General features: G+C 34.8%; 18 protein-coding genes. 4 read left to right on the top strand and 14 right to left on the bottom strand.

Going from position 1 to position 19,166, the window contains the following annotated elements; genetic code table 11:
• Window positions 1–22: 22 nt before the first annotated feature.
• From AC5YGG_RS18255 to AC5YGG_RS18235, 5 genes are read right to left on the bottom strand one after another with little or no spacing between them, the layout of a single operon-like run.
• A complete protein-coding gene (locus tag AC5YGG_RS18255; protein WP_496145861.1) occupies window positions 23–535 on the bottom strand; it encodes a GNAT family N-acetyltransferase in 513 nt (170 codons plus the stop codon).
• A 2-nt stretch (window positions 536–537) separates the two neighbouring features.
• Window positions 538–759 carry a PspC family transcriptional regulator gene (locus AC5YGG_RS18250; RefSeq protein WP_034695702.1) on the bottom strand — a complete coding sequence of 74 codons (222 nt, stop codon included), beginning with the start codon at window positions 757–759 and terminating at the stop codon, window positions 538–540.
• Between the two features lies 1 nt (window position 760).
• Complete coding sequence (locus AC5YGG_RS18245; RefSeq protein ID WP_496145860.1) at window positions 761–2,023, bottom strand: DUF2851 family protein; 1,263 nt, start codon at window positions 2,021–2,023, stop codon at window positions 761–763.
• Window positions 2,024–2,050: 27 nt separating this feature from the next.
• Window positions 2,051–3,199 (bottom strand): N-acetyl-alpha-D-glucosaminyl L-malate synthase BshA, encoded by a 1,149-nt coding sequence (gene bshA, locus AC5YGG_RS18240; protein WP_496145859.1) that lies wholly within the window; start codon window positions 3,197–3,199, stop codon window positions 2,051–2,053.
• 4 nt (window positions 3,200–3,203) lie between these two features.
• Window positions 3,204–4,934: a glycoside hydrolase family 3 protein gene (locus AC5YGG_RS18235; RefSeq protein ID WP_496145858.1), complete on the bottom strand. Its 1,731-nt coding sequence runs from the start codon at window positions 4,932–4,934 to the stop codon at window positions 3,204–3,206.
• 116 nt (window positions 4,935–5,050) lie between these two features.
• On the opposite strand from AC5YGG_RS18235, the gene AC5YGG_RS18230 reads away from it, so the two are divergent.
• Entirely contained in the window at window positions 5,051–5,581 is a 531-nt protein-coding gene (locus tag AC5YGG_RS18230) for a hypothetical protein (protein ID WP_496145857.1), read from the top strand.
• 261 nt (window positions 5,582–5,842) lie between these two features.
• Here AC5YGG_RS18230 and ribA read toward each other — a convergent pair whose 3' ends face one another.
• From ribA to AC5YGG_RS18190, 8 genes are all read right to left on the bottom strand, one after another.
• A complete protein-coding gene (ribA, locus tag AC5YGG_RS18225) occupies window positions 5,843–6,439 on the bottom strand; it encodes a GTP cyclohydrolase II (RefSeq protein WP_496145856.1) in 597 nt (198 codons plus the stop codon).
• A gap of 21 nt (window positions 6,440–6,460) precedes the next feature.
• Complete coding sequence (locus AC5YGG_RS18220) at window positions 6,461–6,919, bottom strand: hypothetical protein (protein WP_496145855.1); 459 nt, start codon at window positions 6,917–6,919, stop codon at window positions 6,461–6,463.
• Entirely contained in the window at window positions 6,916–7,530 is a 615-nt protein-coding gene (locus tag AC5YGG_RS18215; protein WP_496145854.1) for a DUF4254 domain-containing protein, read from the bottom strand. The genes AC5YGG_RS18220 and AC5YGG_RS18215 overlap by 4 nt, the downstream gene beginning before the upstream one ends.
• Window positions 7,531–7,545: 15 nt before the next feature.
• Window positions 7,546–7,761: a twin-arginine translocase TatA/TatE family subunit gene (locus tag AC5YGG_RS18210; protein ID WP_065393432.1), complete on the bottom strand. Its 216-nt coding sequence runs from the start codon at window positions 7,759–7,761 to the stop codon at window positions 7,546–7,548.
• A gap of 31 nt (window positions 7,762–7,792) precedes the next feature.
• A complete protein-coding gene (locus tag AC5YGG_RS18205; protein WP_496145853.1) occupies window positions 7,793–9,355 on the bottom strand; it encodes a peptidoglycan DD-metalloendopeptidase family protein in 1,563 nt (520 codons plus the stop codon).
• Window positions 9,352–10,197, bottom strand: a complete 846-nt coding sequence (gene lolB1 / locus AC5YGG_RS18200) for a lipoprotein insertase outer membrane protein LolB1 (RefSeq protein ID WP_496145852.1) — start codon at window positions 10,195–10,197, stop codon at window positions 9,352–9,354. Before lolB1 ends, AC5YGG_RS18205 begins: the two co-directional genes overlap by 4 nt.
• Window positions 10,198–10,312: 115 nt before the next feature.
• On the bottom strand, window positions 10,313–11,329 hold the full coding sequence (locus tag AC5YGG_RS18195) for a sugar phosphate nucleotidyltransferase (RefSeq protein WP_496145851.1): 1,017 nt from the start codon (window positions 11,327–11,329) through the stop codon (window positions 10,313–10,315).
• A gap of 149 nt (window positions 11,330–11,478) precedes the next feature.
• Window positions 11,479–12,933 carry a lipopolysaccharide biosynthesis protein gene (locus tag AC5YGG_RS18190; RefSeq protein WP_496145850.1) on the bottom strand — a complete coding sequence of 485 codons (1,455 nt, stop codon included), beginning with the start codon at window positions 12,931–12,933 and terminating at the stop codon, window positions 11,479–11,481.
• A 199-nt stretch (window positions 12,934–13,132) separates the two neighbouring features.
• Between AC5YGG_RS18190 and AC5YGG_RS18185 the strand changes: the two genes are divergently transcribed.
• Together AC5YGG_RS18185 and AC5YGG_RS18180 are read left to right on the top strand one after the other, a co-directional pair.
• Window positions 13,133–14,473 carry a dihydroorotase gene (locus AC5YGG_RS18185; RefSeq protein WP_496145849.1) on the top strand — a complete coding sequence of 447 codons (1,341 nt, stop codon included), beginning with the start codon at window positions 13,133–13,135 and terminating at the stop codon, window positions 14,471–14,473.
• Window positions 14,474–14,683: 210 nt separating this feature from the next.
• Window positions 14,684–15,667 carry a tetratricopeptide repeat protein gene (locus tag AC5YGG_RS18180; protein ID WP_496145848.1) on the top strand — a complete coding sequence of 328 codons (984 nt, stop codon included), beginning with the start codon at window positions 14,684–14,686 and terminating at the stop codon, window positions 15,665–15,667.
• A 170-nt stretch (window positions 15,668–15,837) separates the two neighbouring features.
• Here AC5YGG_RS18180 and AC5YGG_RS18175 read toward each other — a convergent pair whose 3' ends face one another.
• Entirely contained in the window at window positions 15,838–18,135 is a 2,298-nt protein-coding gene (locus tag AC5YGG_RS18175; RefSeq protein WP_496145846.1) for a GH92 family glycosyl hydrolase, read from the bottom strand.
• A gap of 125 nt (window positions 18,136–18,260) precedes the next feature.
• On the opposite strand from AC5YGG_RS18175, the gene AC5YGG_RS18170 reads away from it, so the two are divergent.
• Window positions 18,261–19,142, top strand: a complete 882-nt coding sequence (locus AC5YGG_RS18170) for an SDR family oxidoreductase (RefSeq protein WP_496145845.1) — start codon at window positions 18,261–18,263, stop codon at window positions 19,140–19,142.
• Window positions 19,143–19,166 lie beyond the last annotated feature (24 nt).

Below are 19,166 nucleotides of genomic sequence, written 5' to 3'. Positions count from 1 at the left end.
GGAAATATTCCGGCGTTTTATATTAAAGATAAACTGTATTGCAAATTTCGCTTTTAAGTTCCTCTACATTATCAGGAGTATAGTTTGCCAATAGCCATAGGTTCAGAGATTTTTTTCCTTCTCCATAGCTTGGCTGTACATACGTTGTATCAATGAGTCCAAAACTGTTTCTTTGATAGAAAGAATAACGTCTTTTAGCGTCTTCATTTAAGCCTTCCGGTTCAATTTCCAGGATTATTCTGGGATAGCTTTCCAATAAATGTCCCATAATTTGAGATCCAAGTTTTTTACTTCTGAAAGCTTCAAATACCTCAAAATGTTCTACAAATACAAAAGAGCTTAATTCCCACACAATAAGATAACCTACAGCTTCAGACTCATGCACTACAGACATGATTTTTGCTTTCGGAATTGAAAATAAAGCCGTAAACTGTTCTTGATCTCTTTGCTCATCTACAGGAAAAGTGGTCGTATATGAAGTATAGATTTCCTGAACTCTATGATCTTCAGCTGAAGTAATCGGTAAAAATTCCATAATTATAAATCAAAGACACTTGGTCTTCTTGTAATAAAAATATCTTTAATCCACAAAGTAAATGCCAAACCTAGATAGATCAGGAAAAAAAAACCTGCTGTAGCAAAGGTAGAATAGATAAAGAAGATTCTTAATTTGGATACAGGAATTCCCAGCTTAGCGCCCGTTCTCGTCAGAACACCAAACCATTCTCTTTCCATTTTATGACGAATATTACTTAGCATTTCAAGATTCTTTTAAAAGTTTAAATCCAATACTGCAAGTTAAGCAATTTTTTTCGTCACATAAATTTTTATGGTGATAAATAAGACTCTGGCTTTCCAAAGCATTAGAGACAGGCAAACCAAGATTTTTCCAGCGCAGAATGACTGAATTTTTTTCCCCCGGAATATTTCTATAGAACTCCATGATCTGATCTGTAATTTCTTCATTGTGATACTTGTGATAGGTGTACTTTAAAGGAAGAACCGTGTTAAGGATGATGAGGTCTGTAAATTCTTTACTTAAAGCTTTAGACTGCAGCTTTGAAACCGTTCCGAAATTGAAATGGCAATCCCAATACTCAGAGGCTTTTATAGGTTTAAAAATATCATATAATTCCTCAATCTTTTCAGCAGTCATTATTTTTGAAAATAAATTCTGATGTTGGTAATAAAGATTAGCAAGCTGTGAAAGGCGGATCGTGGGGAAGTTAGGCGGACGAAGTCTTAAAAATTTGGGATGAAATTTTAAATCTGAAATTCTGAATTTTGCTTTAATGAAGTCAAATTCTCTTTTCCATATTCTCATCTGGTTATCTTCTGCATTCTCCAGCCATCCAGAAATACCAAAAAGTAATGCTTCAAGTTGTAAAGGATTCTGACGGATTTTATTTACAATACTGTAATCAATACTTTCTGCAATCTGTCTGAAGATATGAGCATTCACTTTTAACCCAAAGGAATAAGCAAAACTGTGAAATAAAACGGCTTCGAAATTATTTTTTTGAATTTCTAAAGCCTGCTCAAGCTCTGATGATTTTTCCTCTAATTTTTTCAGAATATTTTCTTCGTGAAAGTTGACAGGAATTTTGTCCTTATTAAAAATATCTTCACAGGCGATGAACTGATCTCCATTAATAAATTTTTCATATTTACTGATGACATTTTCATCAATATAATGCTTCAGTTCTAAAGTAGGAATTCTTTTATCTGTAAATTCAGAGATTTCAGTATCATGTAGAAAAACCACATGCAGAATAATATTTTGATAGTTGGGATCTTGAGAATGATTATGGAAAATCCAGTCTGAAGAACGGATATGAAGCTCTATATTTCCGGCGAGAACCAATCCGTTGATTTTTATTTTTGCATCCAGGAAATCAGGACCTGCATCCTTATTCCATTTCCCGAATTGTATAATTTCAACGGAATTTCCTTCAATATCCTTGAAGTCAAAATATTTGAAAACTTTATAGTTCCAAAGATATTGAAGTAATTTTTCCGTCATAGTGTGACGATAAATATAATAGAAATATTATACTTTCGTCAACTCCTTTTTAAAATTTTCTATAGTCGTTCTATACATTTTCTCATAGATAGGAAGAATGTTTTTCAAATCGAATTTTATAGCCTGTTCTTTCGCATTTTCTTTCATCTTGGTTAAAAGTTCTTCATTGCTTAATAACTTAATCGTATAGTTACTCATCGCTTCTACATTCCCGATCTCCGCCAAATAACCTGTTTCACCCTGAATATTCACTTCAGGAATTCCTCCCGCGTTTGAACTGATCACTGGTGTATAAGCTGCCATAGCCTCTAATGCTGCCAATCCGAAACTTTCCTGCTCGGAAGGAAGAAGAAATACATCGGAAAGCTGAAGAATTTTATAAAGATCATTTACTTTCCCCAAAAGACGGATTTTCGAAATAAGATCCGGGTTTTCTTCAAGGAACTGATTTACCTTTTCCATATCAGGACCTTCCCCAATAATGATAAGTTTGGATTTTACCTTTTTTTCTACATTCTTAAAGATCTGAAGCACTTCATCCACACGCTTTACAGGACGTAGATTTGATACGTGAATCAATATTTTCTCATCAGGATTGGCAAACTGTGTTCTCTGACATTCTGAGCAGTCATCAAACTCTGTATTGTCAATAAAATTGGTGATTACCTGAATTTCTTTTTTAATATTGAAAAACTGAAGAGTATCTTTTTTCAGACTTTCAGAAACTGAAGTAATAGCATCAGATTTATTGATAGAAAATTCTACAGCGTGTTTGTAGCTTGGATGCTGTCCTACAAGGGTAATATCCGTTCCGTGTAGTGTTGTCACCAAAGGAATGTCATTATTGTCTTCTTGTAACATTTGCTTTGCCGTAAAAGCAGCATATGCATAAGGAATAGCGTAATGTGCATGTAAAAGATCCAGCTTGTAAAGGTTGACAACCCTGTAGATCATTGAGCTTAACGCAATATCATAAGGCTGATACTGGAAAAGAGGGTAGGTCTGAACATTCACTCTGTGAAAGAAAATATTTGGATTGGTGATATCTAATCTTGCGGGAAGTGCCGAACTTATAAAATGGACTTCATATCCTTTATTGGCAAGAGACATTCCCAGTTCCGTTGCTACAATTCCGCTTCCTCCATATGTCGGATAGCAAAGTATGCCTATTTTCATTAGATTATTTTTGTTTTGATGTTGTATTATTTTGTACTGTATTAGTAACTGCTGCCTCAAGGTCCATACCTATTCCTGCTTTCAATTGATCGTTAACTAAAACAGGAAGTCTTCCCCAGATTTTTGTTTTTCCAAGTAAAGCCTCTGCAGTCGCATTCATTGAATCGTCATTGTTTTCATAAGAAACAAGAACAGTTGAAATTTTTGAGATATCAAGATCCTTTAGAGCATAAGCGCTGCCAAATACATTAAGGATTATATTTTGTTTTTTAGCTGTCAGATTTGCAAGAATTTTTTTGGACTCATCAGAAATCTTATAAGGCTTATAAGCTGTTGAGTTATCCTTATGAAGCCCTACGATTATTGTAGAACCTGCAGGAATGCTATTGATTTCGTTAGCTTTTTTAATAACAATATTAGCTCCCATTTTATTTGAAAAAGTCTGATAAGGGGCTTCTTCCAATGGAATGTAGTAAACTTGTTTTCCTGTCAATGGAAGTAAGCTTTTATCATCCTTTATTAAAGTTAATGCATTAGCATATAGGTTTTGAACCAATGTAGTATGAGAATTGTTATCAAGATCAGCATTGATGTTTTCCGGATTTTTTGCAGTGTATTTAGTAAGTCCTAAAAAATATTTTGTTAATAAGATTTTCTTTACACTTTCATCCACTCTGGATTGGGGGATTTCTTTACTGTCGATTGCTTTTTGGATCAGTTTTTTCCCTTCAGATACCCCCTGAGAGAAAAGCATAATATCGTTACCAGCTTTAAATGCTAGAGCATCCAGTTCGCCAGGTTTATATTTATTGGCAACTGCACCCATATTTAAAGCATCAGTAATGATTAATCCTTTATAGCCTAATTTACCTTTCAATAGACCGGTAATAATATTTTTAGAAACAGAAGCCGGGATTCCTTTTCCAGATTCAAGGCTAGGAACATATAAATGGGCTACCATTACTCCTCCGATTCCTTCACTCATCAAAGCTTTGAAAGGAGCCAGTTCTATTGAACTCAGTCTTTCCATATTGTGAGAAACTACCGGAAGATCGAGGTGTGAATCAGTACTTGTATCACCATGACCAGGGAAATGTTTAATAGCAGCTAATATATTGTTATCCTGAAGACCTTTCGAGTAAGAAAGCGCAGAGCTGATGACATTGTCTACTTCAGAACCAAAACTTCTGTTACCGATAATAGGATTGTTAGGGTTAGTATTGACATCTACAACAGGAGCAAAATCCCAGTTGATTCCCATTCTATGACAGTCTTCTGCTATTTTTGCTGCCATTTGGTACACAAGATTTTTATCCTGAATAGCACCAAGTGTCATTGCCCAAGGAAATTTATGTGCTCTTGCAATTCTTTGGAATAATCCCCATTCAGCATCCATTCCGATCATTAGTGGAATTTTAGAAGTCTGTTGAAATTCATTCACAAGATTAATTTCTTTTGCTGCATCATCCTGCATTAAGATTAAGCCTCCAATTTTATCATTGGTAACAATATCTCTTACCTGATTGATATAGTTTTCACCTTTATTTGTATAAAGAGCAACAATAAACAATTGTCCCAGCTTTTCATCCTGAGAAAGACTTTTATAGGTGTTGTCTACCCATTCCTGAGCTTTTTTGAGATCTTCCTTAGAAGTGTTTTTGGGCTGATACTGGGCATTGATCTTAGGGCTTATCAATGCAGCAATAAAGATTGAAGTATATAATAATTTCTTCATGACTTTTTGAATAAGAACAAAAATACAATTAAAAAAATTGACGAAAACAAAGTTTTTTAAATTTTTGGTATATGATTTGAATACGCAATATAAATAATAACTAAACTTTTATAAAAATGAAAAAAATTCTTCCACTTATACTGCTAGCATTTGTTGGTTTATTCGTTATGAGCTGTGATAACAACGATAGTGTTGGAGACGGTGATACAATAAGCTTAATGCAAGATGCAACAGGAACTTTTAGCAGCGGAAATAACTTTAGATTAACGCAAGGTATTAGTATTGAAAACACAGATGTCGTTCTAGTGTATAGAAAAGAAGGTAATCTTTGGCAACAAATTCCTAAAACATATTACCTTGATGATGTAAATGGTCTTCCAACAGGTAGAGAACTAGATTATAACTTTCAGTTTGATACAAGAAACGTAAATGTTGAAACTAAAGCAAATTTTAATCAGTCAACGCAAATGACATCCGGTGAAACTGCTCAGTATTTAACAAACCAAACTTTTAGAATTGTACTTGTACCAGCAAATGGGTCAGGTAGTAGAGCCAGAAAAGCAGATGTAGACTATAGTGACTATAATGCTGTTGTTAAATATTATAACCTAGATGATTCTCATGTTCCAGTAACAAGAGTAAATTAGTAAATATCTTTTCAGTTTTTTATAATTAAAAAAAGCTCCGGGAGAAATCCTGGAGCTTTTGATTTATAATTAACAATATATTTATATAACTGGTATTAACTTATGATACATATACCAAAGGAGTTAGTAGAATTCAGGTAGTCTCTTTCATTATGTAATCTATCAAATTTATCCAATCAGATCTTGGATGACAAATGTATACTGAATCTTAAAATCTACTACAATAAAAAAGCTTCAGATATTCTGAAGCTTTTGTTTTATTTATTTATCATTGTCATCAAGCAGATGTCCAAAGAAATCTTTTTTAGTTTTTAAGTAACCTTTGCTTATCTCATTTGCCGGGATTTGTAAAGGAATTCTGGAGTTCAGATGAACGTTGCTGTCTACCACATATTTTACCTTTTCAGGATTATTGGTAAGGAGGTTGATATCTTTTACTTCTAACAGATTAAGAATTTCAATAGCTACCCCGAAGTTTCTGTCATCAGCAGGAAGTCCTAATTCAAGGTTTGCCTGTACTGTATCAAGCCCTTTTTCCTGTAATGAATACGCTTTTAATTTATTGATAATACCAATGTTTCTGCCTTCCTGACGAAGATATATGATGATACCTCCATTCTCGTGAATATATTTCATAGCAGCATCTAGCTGCTGACCACACTCACATTTTTTTGAATGAAAAACTTCTCCTGTAATACATTCTGAATGAAAACGAACATTTACTGGTTTGGAAAAATCCGTATTTTCAGCAATGATAGCCATATGCGGCATCCAATCGTTTACATTTTCGGAGAAAGCGATCATTCGGAATGTACCGTGCTCGGTGGGAACATTGGCTTCCGCCTGAATTTTAATCATTGATAGTTTTTCAATTAGTTTTTAACTTCCTGGTAAAGCGTCTTCAATAACAGAGATATTGGTTTTTAAACGAACCAGATATCTGTTTAGAACTTCATCATCATCCTTCTCAAGACTTTGTCTCTGCTTTTGAATTTTTCTGTATGATTTTTCGAAGCTTTTCAGTGCTCTGCTTTTACCTGTAGAATTATTAGCATCTATAGCATATAAATAATTCTGTAGACTGTATTTCAAACTTGTTATTTCATCATTCAGCCCATTGTTTTTAAACCTTGGAAAAGTTGATATAATATTTGAAATTTCAGAAGCGTTTACGTTTTCCTTGATATTGATATTAAAACTCTTCTTTGAGCCTCTATCAGAATCAGATCCTTTTGTATCGCTATAAAAGTTATTTGACAGCGGAGAAAGGTTAAGCTTCTCCGTTGCGCAGGAAGATGTTAATATTAGTAATACTCCAAAAAAAACTAGTCTTTTCATTTTTGTTGCCCTTTTTGATAAAGGATTGGGTTAAGACTTTCATCATTATACATTTTCATTTGTTTGTATACTTTCATCTTAACGTTACCGTTCTCAATATCAGCAAGCAACTGATTTATAGAAGTTGATAGATCTTCCTTCTGAGTAAGCAGAACATCCAGTTTAGCCTGGCAATTATTTCTGTGTTCTTCAGAAGCGGATTCTCTATTGGCTTCTAATGACATATGATAGACCTTTAATGCGAGAATAGATAATCTGTCTACTGCCCAAGCGGGAGTTTCCGTATTTATCTTTGCATCAGGGTTAGGAGTTATATTTTCAAACTTATTAAGGAACCAGCTGTCAATATATTCTACCAGATCAGTTCTTTTCTGATTGGAGGCGTCTATTGTTCTCTTTAATTGAAGAGCTTCAACCGGATCGATATTTTCATCTCTAATAATATCTTCTAAATGCCATTGAACGGTATCAATCCAGTTCTTTGCATACAAAATCCGTTCCAAACTATCTTTTTCGAACGGGTTATTAATTAGAGTGTTAACGTCATCAGACACGTGATAGTCTTCAATAGATTGATTGAAGACTTTCCATGCAGTCTCAGTAAATTTCATTAATTCTAAGGAATTTTAGTTGCTAGAAGAATTGTTGTTTGTTGTAGAAGACGATTTGTTTTCAGAACCTGGTTTGTCTTCTTCTTTTACCGCATCTTTAAATTCTTTGATTCCTGAACCTACTCCTCTCATTAATTCCGGAATTTTCTTTCCTCCAAAAAGTAATACTAAAAGTATTGCTACGATAAGGATATGTTGCCAAGATAAGGCAAGTATTGTTAGTGTATTCATCTCTTAAAATTTTTGCAAAGTTACACTTTTTTTAATATGAAATCCAACCTAGCGGATCAACTGGTGTACTTCCGTTCCATACTTGGAAATCAAGGGTATAAGCACCATCGAAATCCTGAGCTACAGATCCTACAGGCGTTCCTGAAGAAACCTGCTGTCCTTTGGAAACACTTACACTTCCCAAGTTGGAATAAATGGTAAAATAGCTTCCGTGTTTGATGATCACCGTTTTAGTTCCGTCATTATTGGCTAATACGGATGATACGGATCCAGGATATACTGATTTTGCACGGGTTCCTGATGGTACGGAAATTTTAATACCGTTATTTTCTTCTGTAATATTTTTGAAAACAGGGTGTGGCTGTCTTCCGAAACGGTGAGTGATCTGTCCGGCTCTGTCTGCTGGATAACCAAGTCTTCCTCTATTCTCAGCAAAGCTGTTGCCTACTGCTGTAGTTACTCCATAGCTAGTCATAGCTTTGGATTCTGCAGCTTTTTTCTCTTCTTCTTTTTTCTTCGTCAGAGCTGCTTCTGCTGCTCTTGCTGCTGCCAGTTTATCTGCAGCTACCTTTGCATTGGCTGCGGCTTCATCAGATGCTTTTTTAGCAGCAATTTTTCTTGCTTCGTCTTTTGCATTAGCTTCAGCTCTTGCAGCTTCTTCATTACGTTTTCTTTCTTCTTCAGCTCTTTTTGCGGCAAGTTCTGCTGCTCTTTTAGCTTCAGCTTCGGCAATTCTTCTTTCTCTTTCCAGTGCTTCGGCTCTTGCTTTAGCCTCGGCTTCAATTCTCGCTTTTTCTCTTTCTGCAGCAAGCTTAGCCAGACGTATTTTTTCTGCCTCAGCCTTCTTTCTTGCTTCTTCTTCAGCCTTAGCTATTCTGATTTCTTCAGCAATAATGGCTCTGATCTGTCCTTCAAGAGCCTTGGACTGAACTTGTTTTTGTTTTAATTCAGCAGTAAGTTTGGATTCATTCTTTTTAAAATCAGCTACCAATTGCTCTTTCTGAGCTCTTTCCGCATTAATTGTTGCCAAATCCTTCTGTTGATTTACTAGAAGATTTTCTTTCTCTTTTACAGAGTTTTGTCTTTGCGTAATGGTTTTTTTGATTTGATTGGCTGCATCAGATATTTCAGCCGCTTTTTTATCCTGATAATCTGAATACTGCTTTAGGTATTGTACTCTTCGTATTGCTTCACCCAGGTTTTTAGACGAAAGAATGAAGGTTACTTTATTCTGTACCCCTTTATTTTTATAAGCATTTACCAAGACTTCAGCGTAGTTCTTTCTAAGAACAGCCAATTCTTTATTCTGGCGATTGATCTCAAGTTGTTTTAAGTAGATGTCATCTTCAATAAATCTCTTTTCTTTCTGAGTATTATTATAGACTTTTTCTCTTAAAACTAGCTTTTGATTAACGCTGGTAAGATAGGCTATAGAAAGTTTGGATTCGCTTCTTGTTTTAGCTAAATCCGTATTTATTTGTGCAATTTGTTTTTTAAGTTCGGCGTTCTGTTTTTGCAATTGTTCCTTTTTCTGCTGCCCTTGGTGCAGCCCGAACATAAGAACACCTATTAAAAAGCTAAATTTTTTAATCATTTAATCTCAATTTTCTTATAACTGGATGGTACAGAATAAGGTGTTTCCATCCTCGAAAAGTCAAATTTCGTATTTTCTAGTAAAATTTGACTGGATTTTGATCCTTTTATAATTATTTTAACATTTTGCGGAAGTCGAATTCCATTGTGCTCGTTCCAATCACTGTAAGATATTTCTAATTCATCAGGGGATAAAACATCCTTTAGATTGACATTTAATAAGTCATAATTGGAATCGTACTGAAGGGCAATTTTATATTCTCTGGTTTTTTCATCGGTTACAATTTTTTGATTGACATTAGAAACCATTTTATATCCCTGTGCATTCTGCGTTAAGGTAAATTGTGAATCACTGATTTTTACAAAGGTTCTTCCCAATAGAATTTTTTCCAGAGATTTATAATCGATAAAATTGACATTCAATAGATTGTTTAGATACTCGAAGTCAGAATCAATATAGGTTTTACTTGTTTTGTCCTGTCCTTTTATTCCGTCCGGAGTGGCAATTCCTCTCGCTACATTAATGAAAAGGGCTCTGAGATTCATCCATACCTTTTTATCATTTTCAATATAAATAGTTGCGTCCAATGTTGGAACGAAGCTGCCTGTTTCCACACGAACTTTACTGTCAATCTTAATCTGATCGAATTTTGGTGGGATCAATACATGTTCGTAAAAGGTAAGTTTATCCCTTACCGGTTGGTTTACATCTTTTGGATTTCGGTTGTCTTCTGTTGTTGTAATGCTATCGCGTGTATTGCCAGTATCACTTTTTACAGCATTACGGGTTTTACATGACGATAAAGAAAGAAGTAATAAAAGAAGTGGAATCCAATTTTTCATGTATTTATCTTTTTTCAATTAAAAAAAATACGGTGCAATATTAACGCCAAACCACACAAAACATTTTGTGTGGTTTGATTATATCTTGTTTAAATTAAAGAATTTCTGATCTTATTTATTTTGAAAGAAAATCTAAAACTGAGTAATCTCCCAGAGAAATTTCTCTTGCTACTCCGAAGTATTGTGCAGAGTTACCAATCATTGAGTTAGAAAGGTTTCCATGATTAATCCTTGTATTTTCCTGAATCAATGAATTTTCTATATTGGAATTTACCACTGTGGTATTGTTTCCTAGTGAAACTCCGGGACCAACTTTAGAATTCGAAATCTTAACATTTTCTCCGATAAAGCACGGTTGAATGATCAAAGAGTTTTCAATAACGGCAGATGCCGGATATTGTGCCATTTCTTCTTTTTCATAAGCCAAGATTTTGCTGTTGGTTTCTACTGTCGCGTTTTTGTTACCGCAGTCCATCCAGTCATTCACTTTGCCTAAAGTAAACTTAGCTCCTTTAGCTCTCAGGTTTTCTAAAGCTGTTGTTAATTGATATTCTCCTCCGTTTTTAATATCATTATCCATGATATAATTGATCTCATCCATTAGCTTTTCAGCGCTGTTGAAGTAGTAGATTCCAATAATAGCAAGATCTGATACGAATGTGTTTGGTTTTTCAACGAAGTCTGTAATGAAACCGTAGTTGTCCAGTTTTACCACTCCGAAAGCGGATGGATCTTCAACACTTTTCACCCAGATCACGCCATCAGAATTTTTATCCAACTGGAAGTCTGCGCGGAAAAGTGTATCGGCAAAAGCGATAACAACATCTCCCTGCATGGATTGTTCAGCACATTTGATTGCATGAGCTGTTCCCAGGGGATCATTTTGATAATATATACTTCCTTTTGCTCCTAATTTTTCAGCAATCTGAAGGAGAGATTTTTCAATCTCCGGACCAAAATCTCCGATGATAAATGCTACCTCTTCAATTTCTTCTCCAGCAACTTTAGCAATATCTTCCACTAATCTCTGTACGATAGGTTTCCCAGCAATAGGAATAAGAGGTTTTGGAACTGTCAGTGTATGTGGACGTAATCTTGAACCACGTCCAGCCATAGGAACAATAATTTTCATAGATGATATAAAAATGTTTTTTGTTTATATATAGGTTATTTTTTGTTAAATATAGTAATTAAAAAGCTTTATAAGCTTAATACTTATGATATTCAACGACTCTGTTTAATGTTTTTTAGCTTAATGGTTATCAAAAGAGGGACCAATTTTTATCCTCGTTTAATAATTTTAGATAATATAGCTTTTTCTTTAAATGCAACCAGACCAAGGAATAGTAAAAGGAATAAATTTCCTACCAGATAATTGGTTCTGAATTCATAGAAAGATAATAATGAGAACGTAATAGTAAAGGCAAGATACATGACTATTTTTCCTGTGTTATAATGAATAGGGTATTGCCTTTGTCCCCAGATGTAAGAAATAACCATCATCGAGGTAAATGTGATCAAAGCAGCCATAGCACTCGCCCAATATCCGTATTGAGGAATGAACAGGAAGTTGATTAAAATAGTAATACAAGCTCCGATAATAGATATATATAACCCAACTCTTGTCTGATCTGAAAGCTTGTACCATATGGAAAGGTTTAGGTAGATGCCTAAAAACAAAGCACCAAGCATTACAAAAGGAATGATTTTAATTCCTTCATAATAAAGAGGGTTTCCAAGATATTTTTCTGAGATCCATTGTAGGTTTACCATAAGCCCCATATAAATAATACAGCTACAGATGACAAAAACATCCATCAGTACAGCATATGTTTTATGGGAATCTTTGTTTTTAAAACTAGAGAAGAAATAAGGTTCAATACCCAGTTGATATGCCTGCCTGAAAACGGTAATAAAAGTAGCGATTTTATAAACGGCGCCATATACACCGATTTGGTGACGTGCTTCATCTTCAGGAAGCAAATATTTCAGAAACTGTCTGTCTAGGGTTTGATTTACAATACCGGCAAGACCAGCAATCATAACGGGCCAGGAATAATTCATTATTCTTTTCCATAAGTTGAAATCAAACTTAGAAAAACTAAAGCTGAAGAATTCTTTTCCGACGATCAAAAGGGTGATGATACTTTGTATAAGGTTTGCAACGAAAACATATCCGATTCCGAAATCAGGATTGTATTTGAAGCCTAATATCCCTTCAGGATGTTTCGGAAGCCATTTAATGAAAAATAATACCAATAAAAAATAGACCGTTGAGCCGGCTACTTTAGAAAGCATGTATTTAAACGGCTTGCCCTGAAGTCTTAGAATTGCTGATGGAATAGTGGCAAAAGCATCCAATGAAAGAATGAACAAAAAGATAACAAGAAAGTTTACCTGATCCGGTGTTTCAAATGCCTGTGCCAGCTGATATCGGAAGACATATCCTAAAATAAGATAAATAAGCCCTATGCTTATAATACTTACTGAACAGGTGGAAATCAAAGTTTTCTTATCAATATTCTCTTCCTGCGCAAAGCGAAAGAAAGAGGTTTCCATACCGTGAGTCAGTAATACTGTAATCACCCCTGCAATAGAATACCAGTCTACAAAAGGAGATGAGGCTGCAGGTCCAAAAAATGAGGTAACAATTGGAGCAATGATAAATGGGAAAATTCTTACTAATACTGAGCTTAGCCCATATACTGCCGTCTGTCCAAATAATTTCTTATACAATTCGAAAAATTTTATGCAAATGTAAATATTTAGAAATTGATTTGTAACGGGTGATATTAAAATTCATTCATAAACCTTAATTTTGCTTTTTATAGAAGTCGGATTTTAGAAATTTAAAATAGGTAATCATATTTTTACTGAGCATTAATGTTTCTAAAGTGTTGTCTTTTACGATCTAATATAATTTCTAAAAAGTAAAATGAAGACCCTAATCAAAAATGTAAACATCGTCAATGAAGGGAAAACCTTTGAGAGCGATATCTTAATAGAAAATGATTTAATTTCTAAAATAGCAGCTAATATTTCTGAGGATGCTGATCAGATTATTGATGGTTCCGGAAAATATCTTTTACCTGGGGTCATTGATGATCAGGTACATTTCCGTGAGCCCGGGCTTACTCATAAGGGAGATATTGAAAGTGAATCAAGGGCTGCAATTGCTGGAGGAATAACAAGCTTTATCGATCAGCCGAATACGGTTCCCAATGCCGTTACACAGGAGTTATTAGCTGATAAATACGAAATAGCTTCCCAAAAGGCTTATGCTAATTATGGTTTCATGATGGGAGGTACAAATGATAATCTTGAAGAGGTTTTAAAAACAAACCCAAGAAATGTTCCGGGAATTAAATTGTTCTTAGGATCATCTACAGGAAATATGTTGGTAGATAATCCTGAAACACTTGAAAATATATTCAGTAATACTAAAATGTTGATTGCTGTTCATTGTGAAGATGAGGCTACTATCAGAGCTAATACTCAGAAATATGTAGATGAATATGGTGAAGATATCCCTGTAAAGTTTCACCACCTGATAAGAAGTGAGGAGGCTTGTTATAAATCTTCTTCCAAAGCGATTGAACTGGCACAGAAAACAGGAGCTAGGCTCCATGTCTTTCACCTTTCAACAGCTAAGGAAATGGAGCTTTTCAGAAATGATATTCCTTTAAAAGACAAGAAGATCACGGCTGAGGTATGTGTACATCACCTGACTTTTACCAATGAAGATTATGAAACAAAAGGAGGGTTGATCAAATGGAACCCTGCAGTAAAGACACAAAAAGATAAAGATGCTCTTTGGGAAGCTTTACTGGATGACAGAATTGATGTTATTGCTACAGATCACGCTCCGCATACAGCAGAAGAGAAGAATAATGTGTACACGAAATGTCCTTCGGGAGCTCCTTTGGTACAACATTCATTGGTTGTGATGCTTGAAAACTATAAAAACGGAAAAATATCTCTTGAGAAAATCGTTGAAAAAATGAGCCACAATCCGGCAATTCTTTTCAGAGTAGAGAAAAGAGGATTTGTGAAAGAAGGATATAAAGCAGATCTTGTGTTGGTAGATTTAAATGCTGACTGGACGGTTTCAAAAGACAATATATTATACAAATGTGGTTGGAGCCCTCTAGAAGGAAGTAATTTCCACACAAAAGTTACCCATACTTTTGTAAACGGACATCTGGTTTATGATAACGGAAGAATTACTGATGAGAAGTTTGGAGAGCGATTGCTTTTTGAAGTTCAGCAAGATTAAAATTAAAAATATACTATAAGTATTATAAAGAGCGAATTTATCGCTCTTTTTTTATTGTTAATAAGTACTGATAATTTATGTAGTTTTGCACTTCAAAAAAACTAAAAACAAATAACGATGTATAGATCTCTTTTAATTCTATTTCTTTTCCTTTTCTGTCATATCAATGCGCAGGTAAATACTCAATTCCTTCCAAATTCTTCGTGGATAATGGTGAAACTGAGAATGCTTGATGGCAGTAGAGACTTGACGCATGTTGAAGAGAGCTTTTTATTATGGAAATTTAAAGAAAACAAACTTTATGAGTACAGTCATCCAGTATTTAGACAAGGAATTGGTGGTACAAATATTAAATTAGAAAGAGGAATTATTAGGACGTCGCAAGAAGCTGGATACCAGATTGAAAAATTAACATCTGATTCTTTAGTTGTAATACTTAAGGTGAATGGGATAGATGCTCCAGATAAGGTGAAAAAAATGTGGTTTGTAAATAAGTCACTCATAGAAAATGACTTTAAAAGTAACAATAAAAATGATTCTGCTGTAACAGCCATTAAAAATTTTACACCAACATTAGAAAGAAATGTGTTTTCAGATATCTACGATAAATACGTAAAACAAGAGAGAACTCATGATTTTAATTTAAAAGGAAATATCGAATTCTTTCCAAAAAAGCAAAAAATTAAAATAACAATAAATAATAAAAAAGAAGAGTCAAAAGATAATCAGTCCAGCATTGATTATTTTAAGACAACTCTGGAACAAAGTTATTATTTATGGGATCTTACAGGTTTTGGAAATTATGATAAAGTTGTTATTCCTTATGAATATTTCAGTAAGATGTGGAAAGGTAACAGTAACTTAGATGCACATGATATAATTTTATTTGATAATGATTACACAGGGATAGCTCAGAATTTTATTATAAATGTGAAAGATAAAAGAGCTTCTATAGAAAACTTTAACAAGGGAGTCAGTGCTATAAACAGTCAAAAGTTCGATAAAGCCATTGAGTTCTTCATTAAAGCTCATGAATATGATAATACCAATACTGATAGTTTATATAATGCACAATCTATTTTACTAGCTCAGAATAATATTTCAGATGCTTGTATTGTATTAAAAAGACTAAAAGATCTAGAGCAAACAGAAGGTGTAAAATTATACAATGAAAAATGTTCAGAAAAAAAATAAATTCAATAGAAGCGGGCTAAAGCCCGCTTTTAATTTTAAAATCTCCATTGGCTTTAGCCCAAACTTATTAACAATTTAATTAGCTACGGAGTGTTTATTTCATATTTTATAACACAATGATAAGCTTTATCTGTATAATCTGCGAGACACTAGCTAACATTTTAATGTCCTTATTTTTTCGCCTTACTTCCCATATAAAAACTAAGTTTTCCACCATTCATGATTTCAGAATGTTTTAAAGTGAAATTTTTGATTTCTTTTCCATTTAAAAGAACCTTTTGAACATATACATTTTGTGGACTTTGATCGATGGCTTCAATTTCAAAAGTTTTACCATTTTCTAAATTTAAAACAGCATGATCAATTGCCGGGCTTCCGATAGAATAATCTTCTGAACCTGGAGCAACCGGATAGAGTCCTAAAGAACTTAGAATATACCATGCGCTCATTTGCCCGGTATCATCATTACCGCCTAAGCCATCAGGAGTTGCCTTATACTGCATTTCCAGAATATGACGGATCTGCGACTGCGTTTTCCATGGCTGTCCTGCCCAATTGTAGAGATATGCCACATGATGTGCCGGCTCATTTCCGTGAACATAGCCTCCAATAATTCCTTCTCTGGTAATATCTTCGGTATCTGCAAAAAACTCATCAGGCAGATGCATGGTAAACAGTTCGTCGAGTTTAGACGCAAATTTCTTCTTGCCACCCATCATTGTAATAAGCTCACTTGGGTTTTGTGGAACGAAAAAGCTGTAGTTCCAGGAATTTCCTTCAATGAATCCCTGTCCGTGAGTACTTAATACATCAAAATCTTTCTTAAAACTTCCATCAGAAAGACGAGGACGCATAAACCCTATCGTTTTATCAAAATTATTCTTCCAGTTTTCAGAACGTTTAATAAACTGATTGTAGATTTCTGTTTCGCCTAAATATTTTGCCAGTTGAGCAATAGCCCAATCGTCATAAGCGTATTCCAGAGTGTTGGAAACTGAAGTGCCATTTTTCTCAGCCGGAATATAGCCAAGATCAATATATTGCCCGATCCCCTCGTAATCTCTCTTATTAGCAGTGGCAACGCAGGCTTTTAATGCTTCTTTGGGATCACCGGCGTAATTTCCTTTAATAATTGCATCAGCAATTACACTTACACTGTGATAGCCACTCATACACCAGTTATCATTAGCATAATGTGACCATATCGGCAGCATTTTCATAGAAAATTGATTGTAATGAGCCATCATCGATTTTACCATATCATTGTTCCGTTTAGGCTGAATAATATTAAAGAAAGGATGAAGCGCGCGGTAAGTATCCCAAAGAGAAAATGTGGTATAGTTAGTGAAGTTTTCTGCTTTATGAACGTTTTGATCCAAACCTTTATATTCTCCGTTAACATCCATATAAACTGTCGGATTGATAAAAGTATGGTACATGGCTGTATAGAAATTGGTCTTTTGAGTTTCGGAACCCTTAATAATGATTTTACTTAATTCCTTATCCCAATCCTGCTGTGCTTTTGCTTTAATCTGATCAAATGTTAAATCTCCGGCTTCTCTTTCAAGATTTTCCAATGCATTTGCCTGACTTACGGGAGAAATGGCAAGTTTAACTTCAATAGATTCACTTTCATTAGTTTCAAAATCAAAATACATCTTCAGATTCTTTCCTGCGATCTCCGGAAAGTTTTTTGTCTGGTCAAATTTTCTCCAGAAGCCTTTGTAAATTTGTTTTTCATCATAATTTTTTTGCCCATAGGATTTGAATGGCTTTGAAAACCTCATCGCAAAATAAACCGTTCTTGTTCTTGCCCAGCCGTTGGTTTGCCTATATCCGGTGATGGTTTGCCTATCTTCTACGCGAGCATAAGTCCAGACATTTTTTCCATCATAATTGTAAATACCGGACATCAGATCTAAAATGATGTGAGACTGTTCAGACTTGGGAAAAGTATATCGATGTACCCCGACTCTTTGTGTAGCCGTTAATTCCGCAACAATATCATGATCTTCAAGCTTTACACGGTAATAACCTGCGGCTGCTTTTTCGTTTTGATGTGAAAATCTGCTTCTATAGCCCTTTTCAGGATGTGCGGCCGTCCCTGGATTCAGCTGTAGTGTGCCTACAGTAGGCATAATCAGAAAATCTCCAAGATCGGAATGTCCGGTTCCGCTGAAATGGGTGGAGCTGAAACCTACAATGGTTTTATCCTCATATCGATAGCCGGCACAATATTTATATACTTCGCCATTATATTTTCCATTCAGCTCATAGGAAATGGTATCTGTTTCCGGACTTAGCTGTATTGCTCCGAAAGGAACAGTGGCACCCGGATAAGTATGTCCCATTTTCTCCGTTCCGATTAACGGATTTACATATTGATAGAGTCTTTCAAACTTTTGGGCTTTAGCATAAACACTTAAAAGTAGTAAGGTTAAGAAAATAGAAGTTCCCGGATTTTTCATTTACAAATGGATTATTACGAGATAAAATTAAATAAAAATCAACGAATATTATTTATAACATTATTTATACTGTTATTTTAAACCAGATCCATTCAATATTTATTATTTTTAAGAAAAAATATTTTATGAGTCTATATACACAACCCATGTTGCGCGAAGGTGCACTAAAAGATAAAGTAGCCATTGTAACAGGAGGCGGAAGCGGTCTTGGAAAAGCAATGACTAAATACTTTCTTGAGCTGGGAGCTAAAGTAGTAATTACTTCCAGAAACCTTGAAAAACTACAGACTACCGCAAAAGAACTGGAAGATGAAACAGGAGGGAAGGTCCTTTGTGTAGCTTGTGATGTGAGGAATTGGGATGAGGTAGAAGCAATGAAGGAAGCTACTTTGAGAGAGTTTGGTAAGATTGATATTTTATTGAATAATGCTGCCGGAAACTTTATTTCTCCCACAGAAAAACTTACGCACTCTGCCTTTGACTCTATTTTAGATATTGTTTTAAAAGGAACAAAAAACTGTACACTTTCTGTAGGAAAACATTGGATAGATTCTAAAACTCCGGGAACTGTATTGAATATTGTCACTACTTATGCATGGACAGGTTCTGCATACGTAGTACCATCTGCCTGTGCGAAAGCCGGTGTTTTGGCAATGACGAGATCTTTAGCCGTAGAATGGGCAAAATATGGAATCCGTTTCAATGCGATTGCTCCGGGACCTTTCCCTACAAAAGGAGCTTGGGACAGACTTCTTCCTGGAGATCTTCAGGAAAAATTTGATATGAAAAAGAAAGTGCCATTGAGAAGAGTAGGAGAACATCAGGAGCTTGCAAACCTAGCGGCTTATCTTGTTTCAGATTATTCTGCCTATATGAATGGTGAAGTTGTGACTATTGATGGTGGAGAATGGCTGCAGGGAGCTGGAGAATTTAATATGCTTGAAGCAATTCCGGGTGAAATGTGGGATGCGTTGGAAGCAATGATTAAAGCTAAAAAATCAAATTAATTAAATTTATACTGAAAAAGGCTC

It is taken from the genome of Chryseobacterium sp. CS2K3, assembly GCF_059515185.1.
This window is presented reverse-complemented; position numbering and strand designations above follow the sequence as displayed.

Excerpts from the sequence above, each read along its gene's own strand:
- AC5YGG_RS18255 (WP_496145861.1), bottom strand. The coding sequence starts at position 535 with ATGGAATTTTTACCGATTACTTCAGCTGAAGATCATAGAGTTCAGGAA.
- AC5YGG_RS18250 (WP_034695702.1), bottom strand. The coding sequence starts at position 759 with ATGCTAAGTAATATTCGTCATAAAATGGAAAGAGAATGGTTTGGTGTT.
- AC5YGG_RS18245 (WP_496145860.1), bottom strand. The coding sequence starts at position 2,023 with ATGACGGAAAAATTACTTCAATATCTTTGGAACTATAAAGTTTTCAAA.
- bshA (WP_496145859.1), bottom strand. The coding sequence starts at position 3,199 with ATGAAAATAGGCATACTTTGCTATCCGACATATGGAGGAAGCGGAATT.
- AC5YGG_RS18235 (WP_496145858.1), bottom strand. The coding sequence starts at position 4,934 with ATGAAGAAATTATTATATACTTCAATCTTTATTGCTGCATTGATAAGC.
- AC5YGG_RS18230 (WP_496145857.1), top strand. The coding sequence starts at position 5,051 with ATGAAAAAAATTCTTCCACTTATACTGCTAGCATTTGTTGGTTTATTC.
- ribA (WP_496145856.1), bottom strand. The coding sequence starts at position 6,439 with ATGATTAAAATTCAGGCGGAAGCCAATGTTCCCACCGAGCACGGTACA.
- AC5YGG_RS18220 (WP_496145855.1), bottom strand. The coding sequence starts at position 6,919 with ATGAAAAGACTAGTTTTTTTTGGAGTATTACTAATATTAACATCTTCC.
- AC5YGG_RS18215 (WP_496145854.1), bottom strand. The coding sequence starts at position 7,530 with ATGAAATTTACTGAGACTGCATGGAAAGTCTTCAATCAATCTATTGAA.
- AC5YGG_RS18210 (WP_065393432.1), bottom strand. The coding sequence starts at position 7,761 with ATGAATACACTAACAATACTTGCCTTATCTTGGCAACATATCCTTATC.
- AC5YGG_RS18205 (WP_496145853.1), bottom strand. The coding sequence starts at position 9,355 with ATGATTAAAAAATTTAGCTTTTTAATAGGTGTTCTTATGTTCGGGCTG.
- lolB1 (WP_496145852.1), bottom strand. The coding sequence starts at position 10,197 with ATGAAAAATTGGATTCCACTTCTTTTATTACTTCTTTCTTTATCGTCA.
- AC5YGG_RS18195 (WP_496145851.1), bottom strand. The coding sequence starts at position 11,329 with ATGAAAATTATTGTTCCTATGGCTGGACGTGGTTCAAGATTACGTCCA.
- AC5YGG_RS18185 (WP_496145849.1), top strand. The coding sequence starts at position 13,133 with ATGAAGACCCTAATCAAAAATGTAAACATCGTCAATGAAGGGAAAACC.
- AC5YGG_RS18180 (WP_496145848.1), top strand. The coding sequence starts at position 14,684 with ATGGTGAAACTGAGAATGCTTGATGGCAGTAGAGACTTGACGCATGTT.
- AC5YGG_RS18175 (WP_496145846.1), bottom strand. The coding sequence starts at position 18,135 with ATGAAAAATCCGGGAACTTCTATTTTCTTAACCTTACTACTTTTAAGT.
- AC5YGG_RS18170 (WP_496145845.1), top strand. The coding sequence starts at position 18,261 with ATGAGTCTATATACACAACCCATGTTGCGCGAAGGTGCACTAAAAGAT.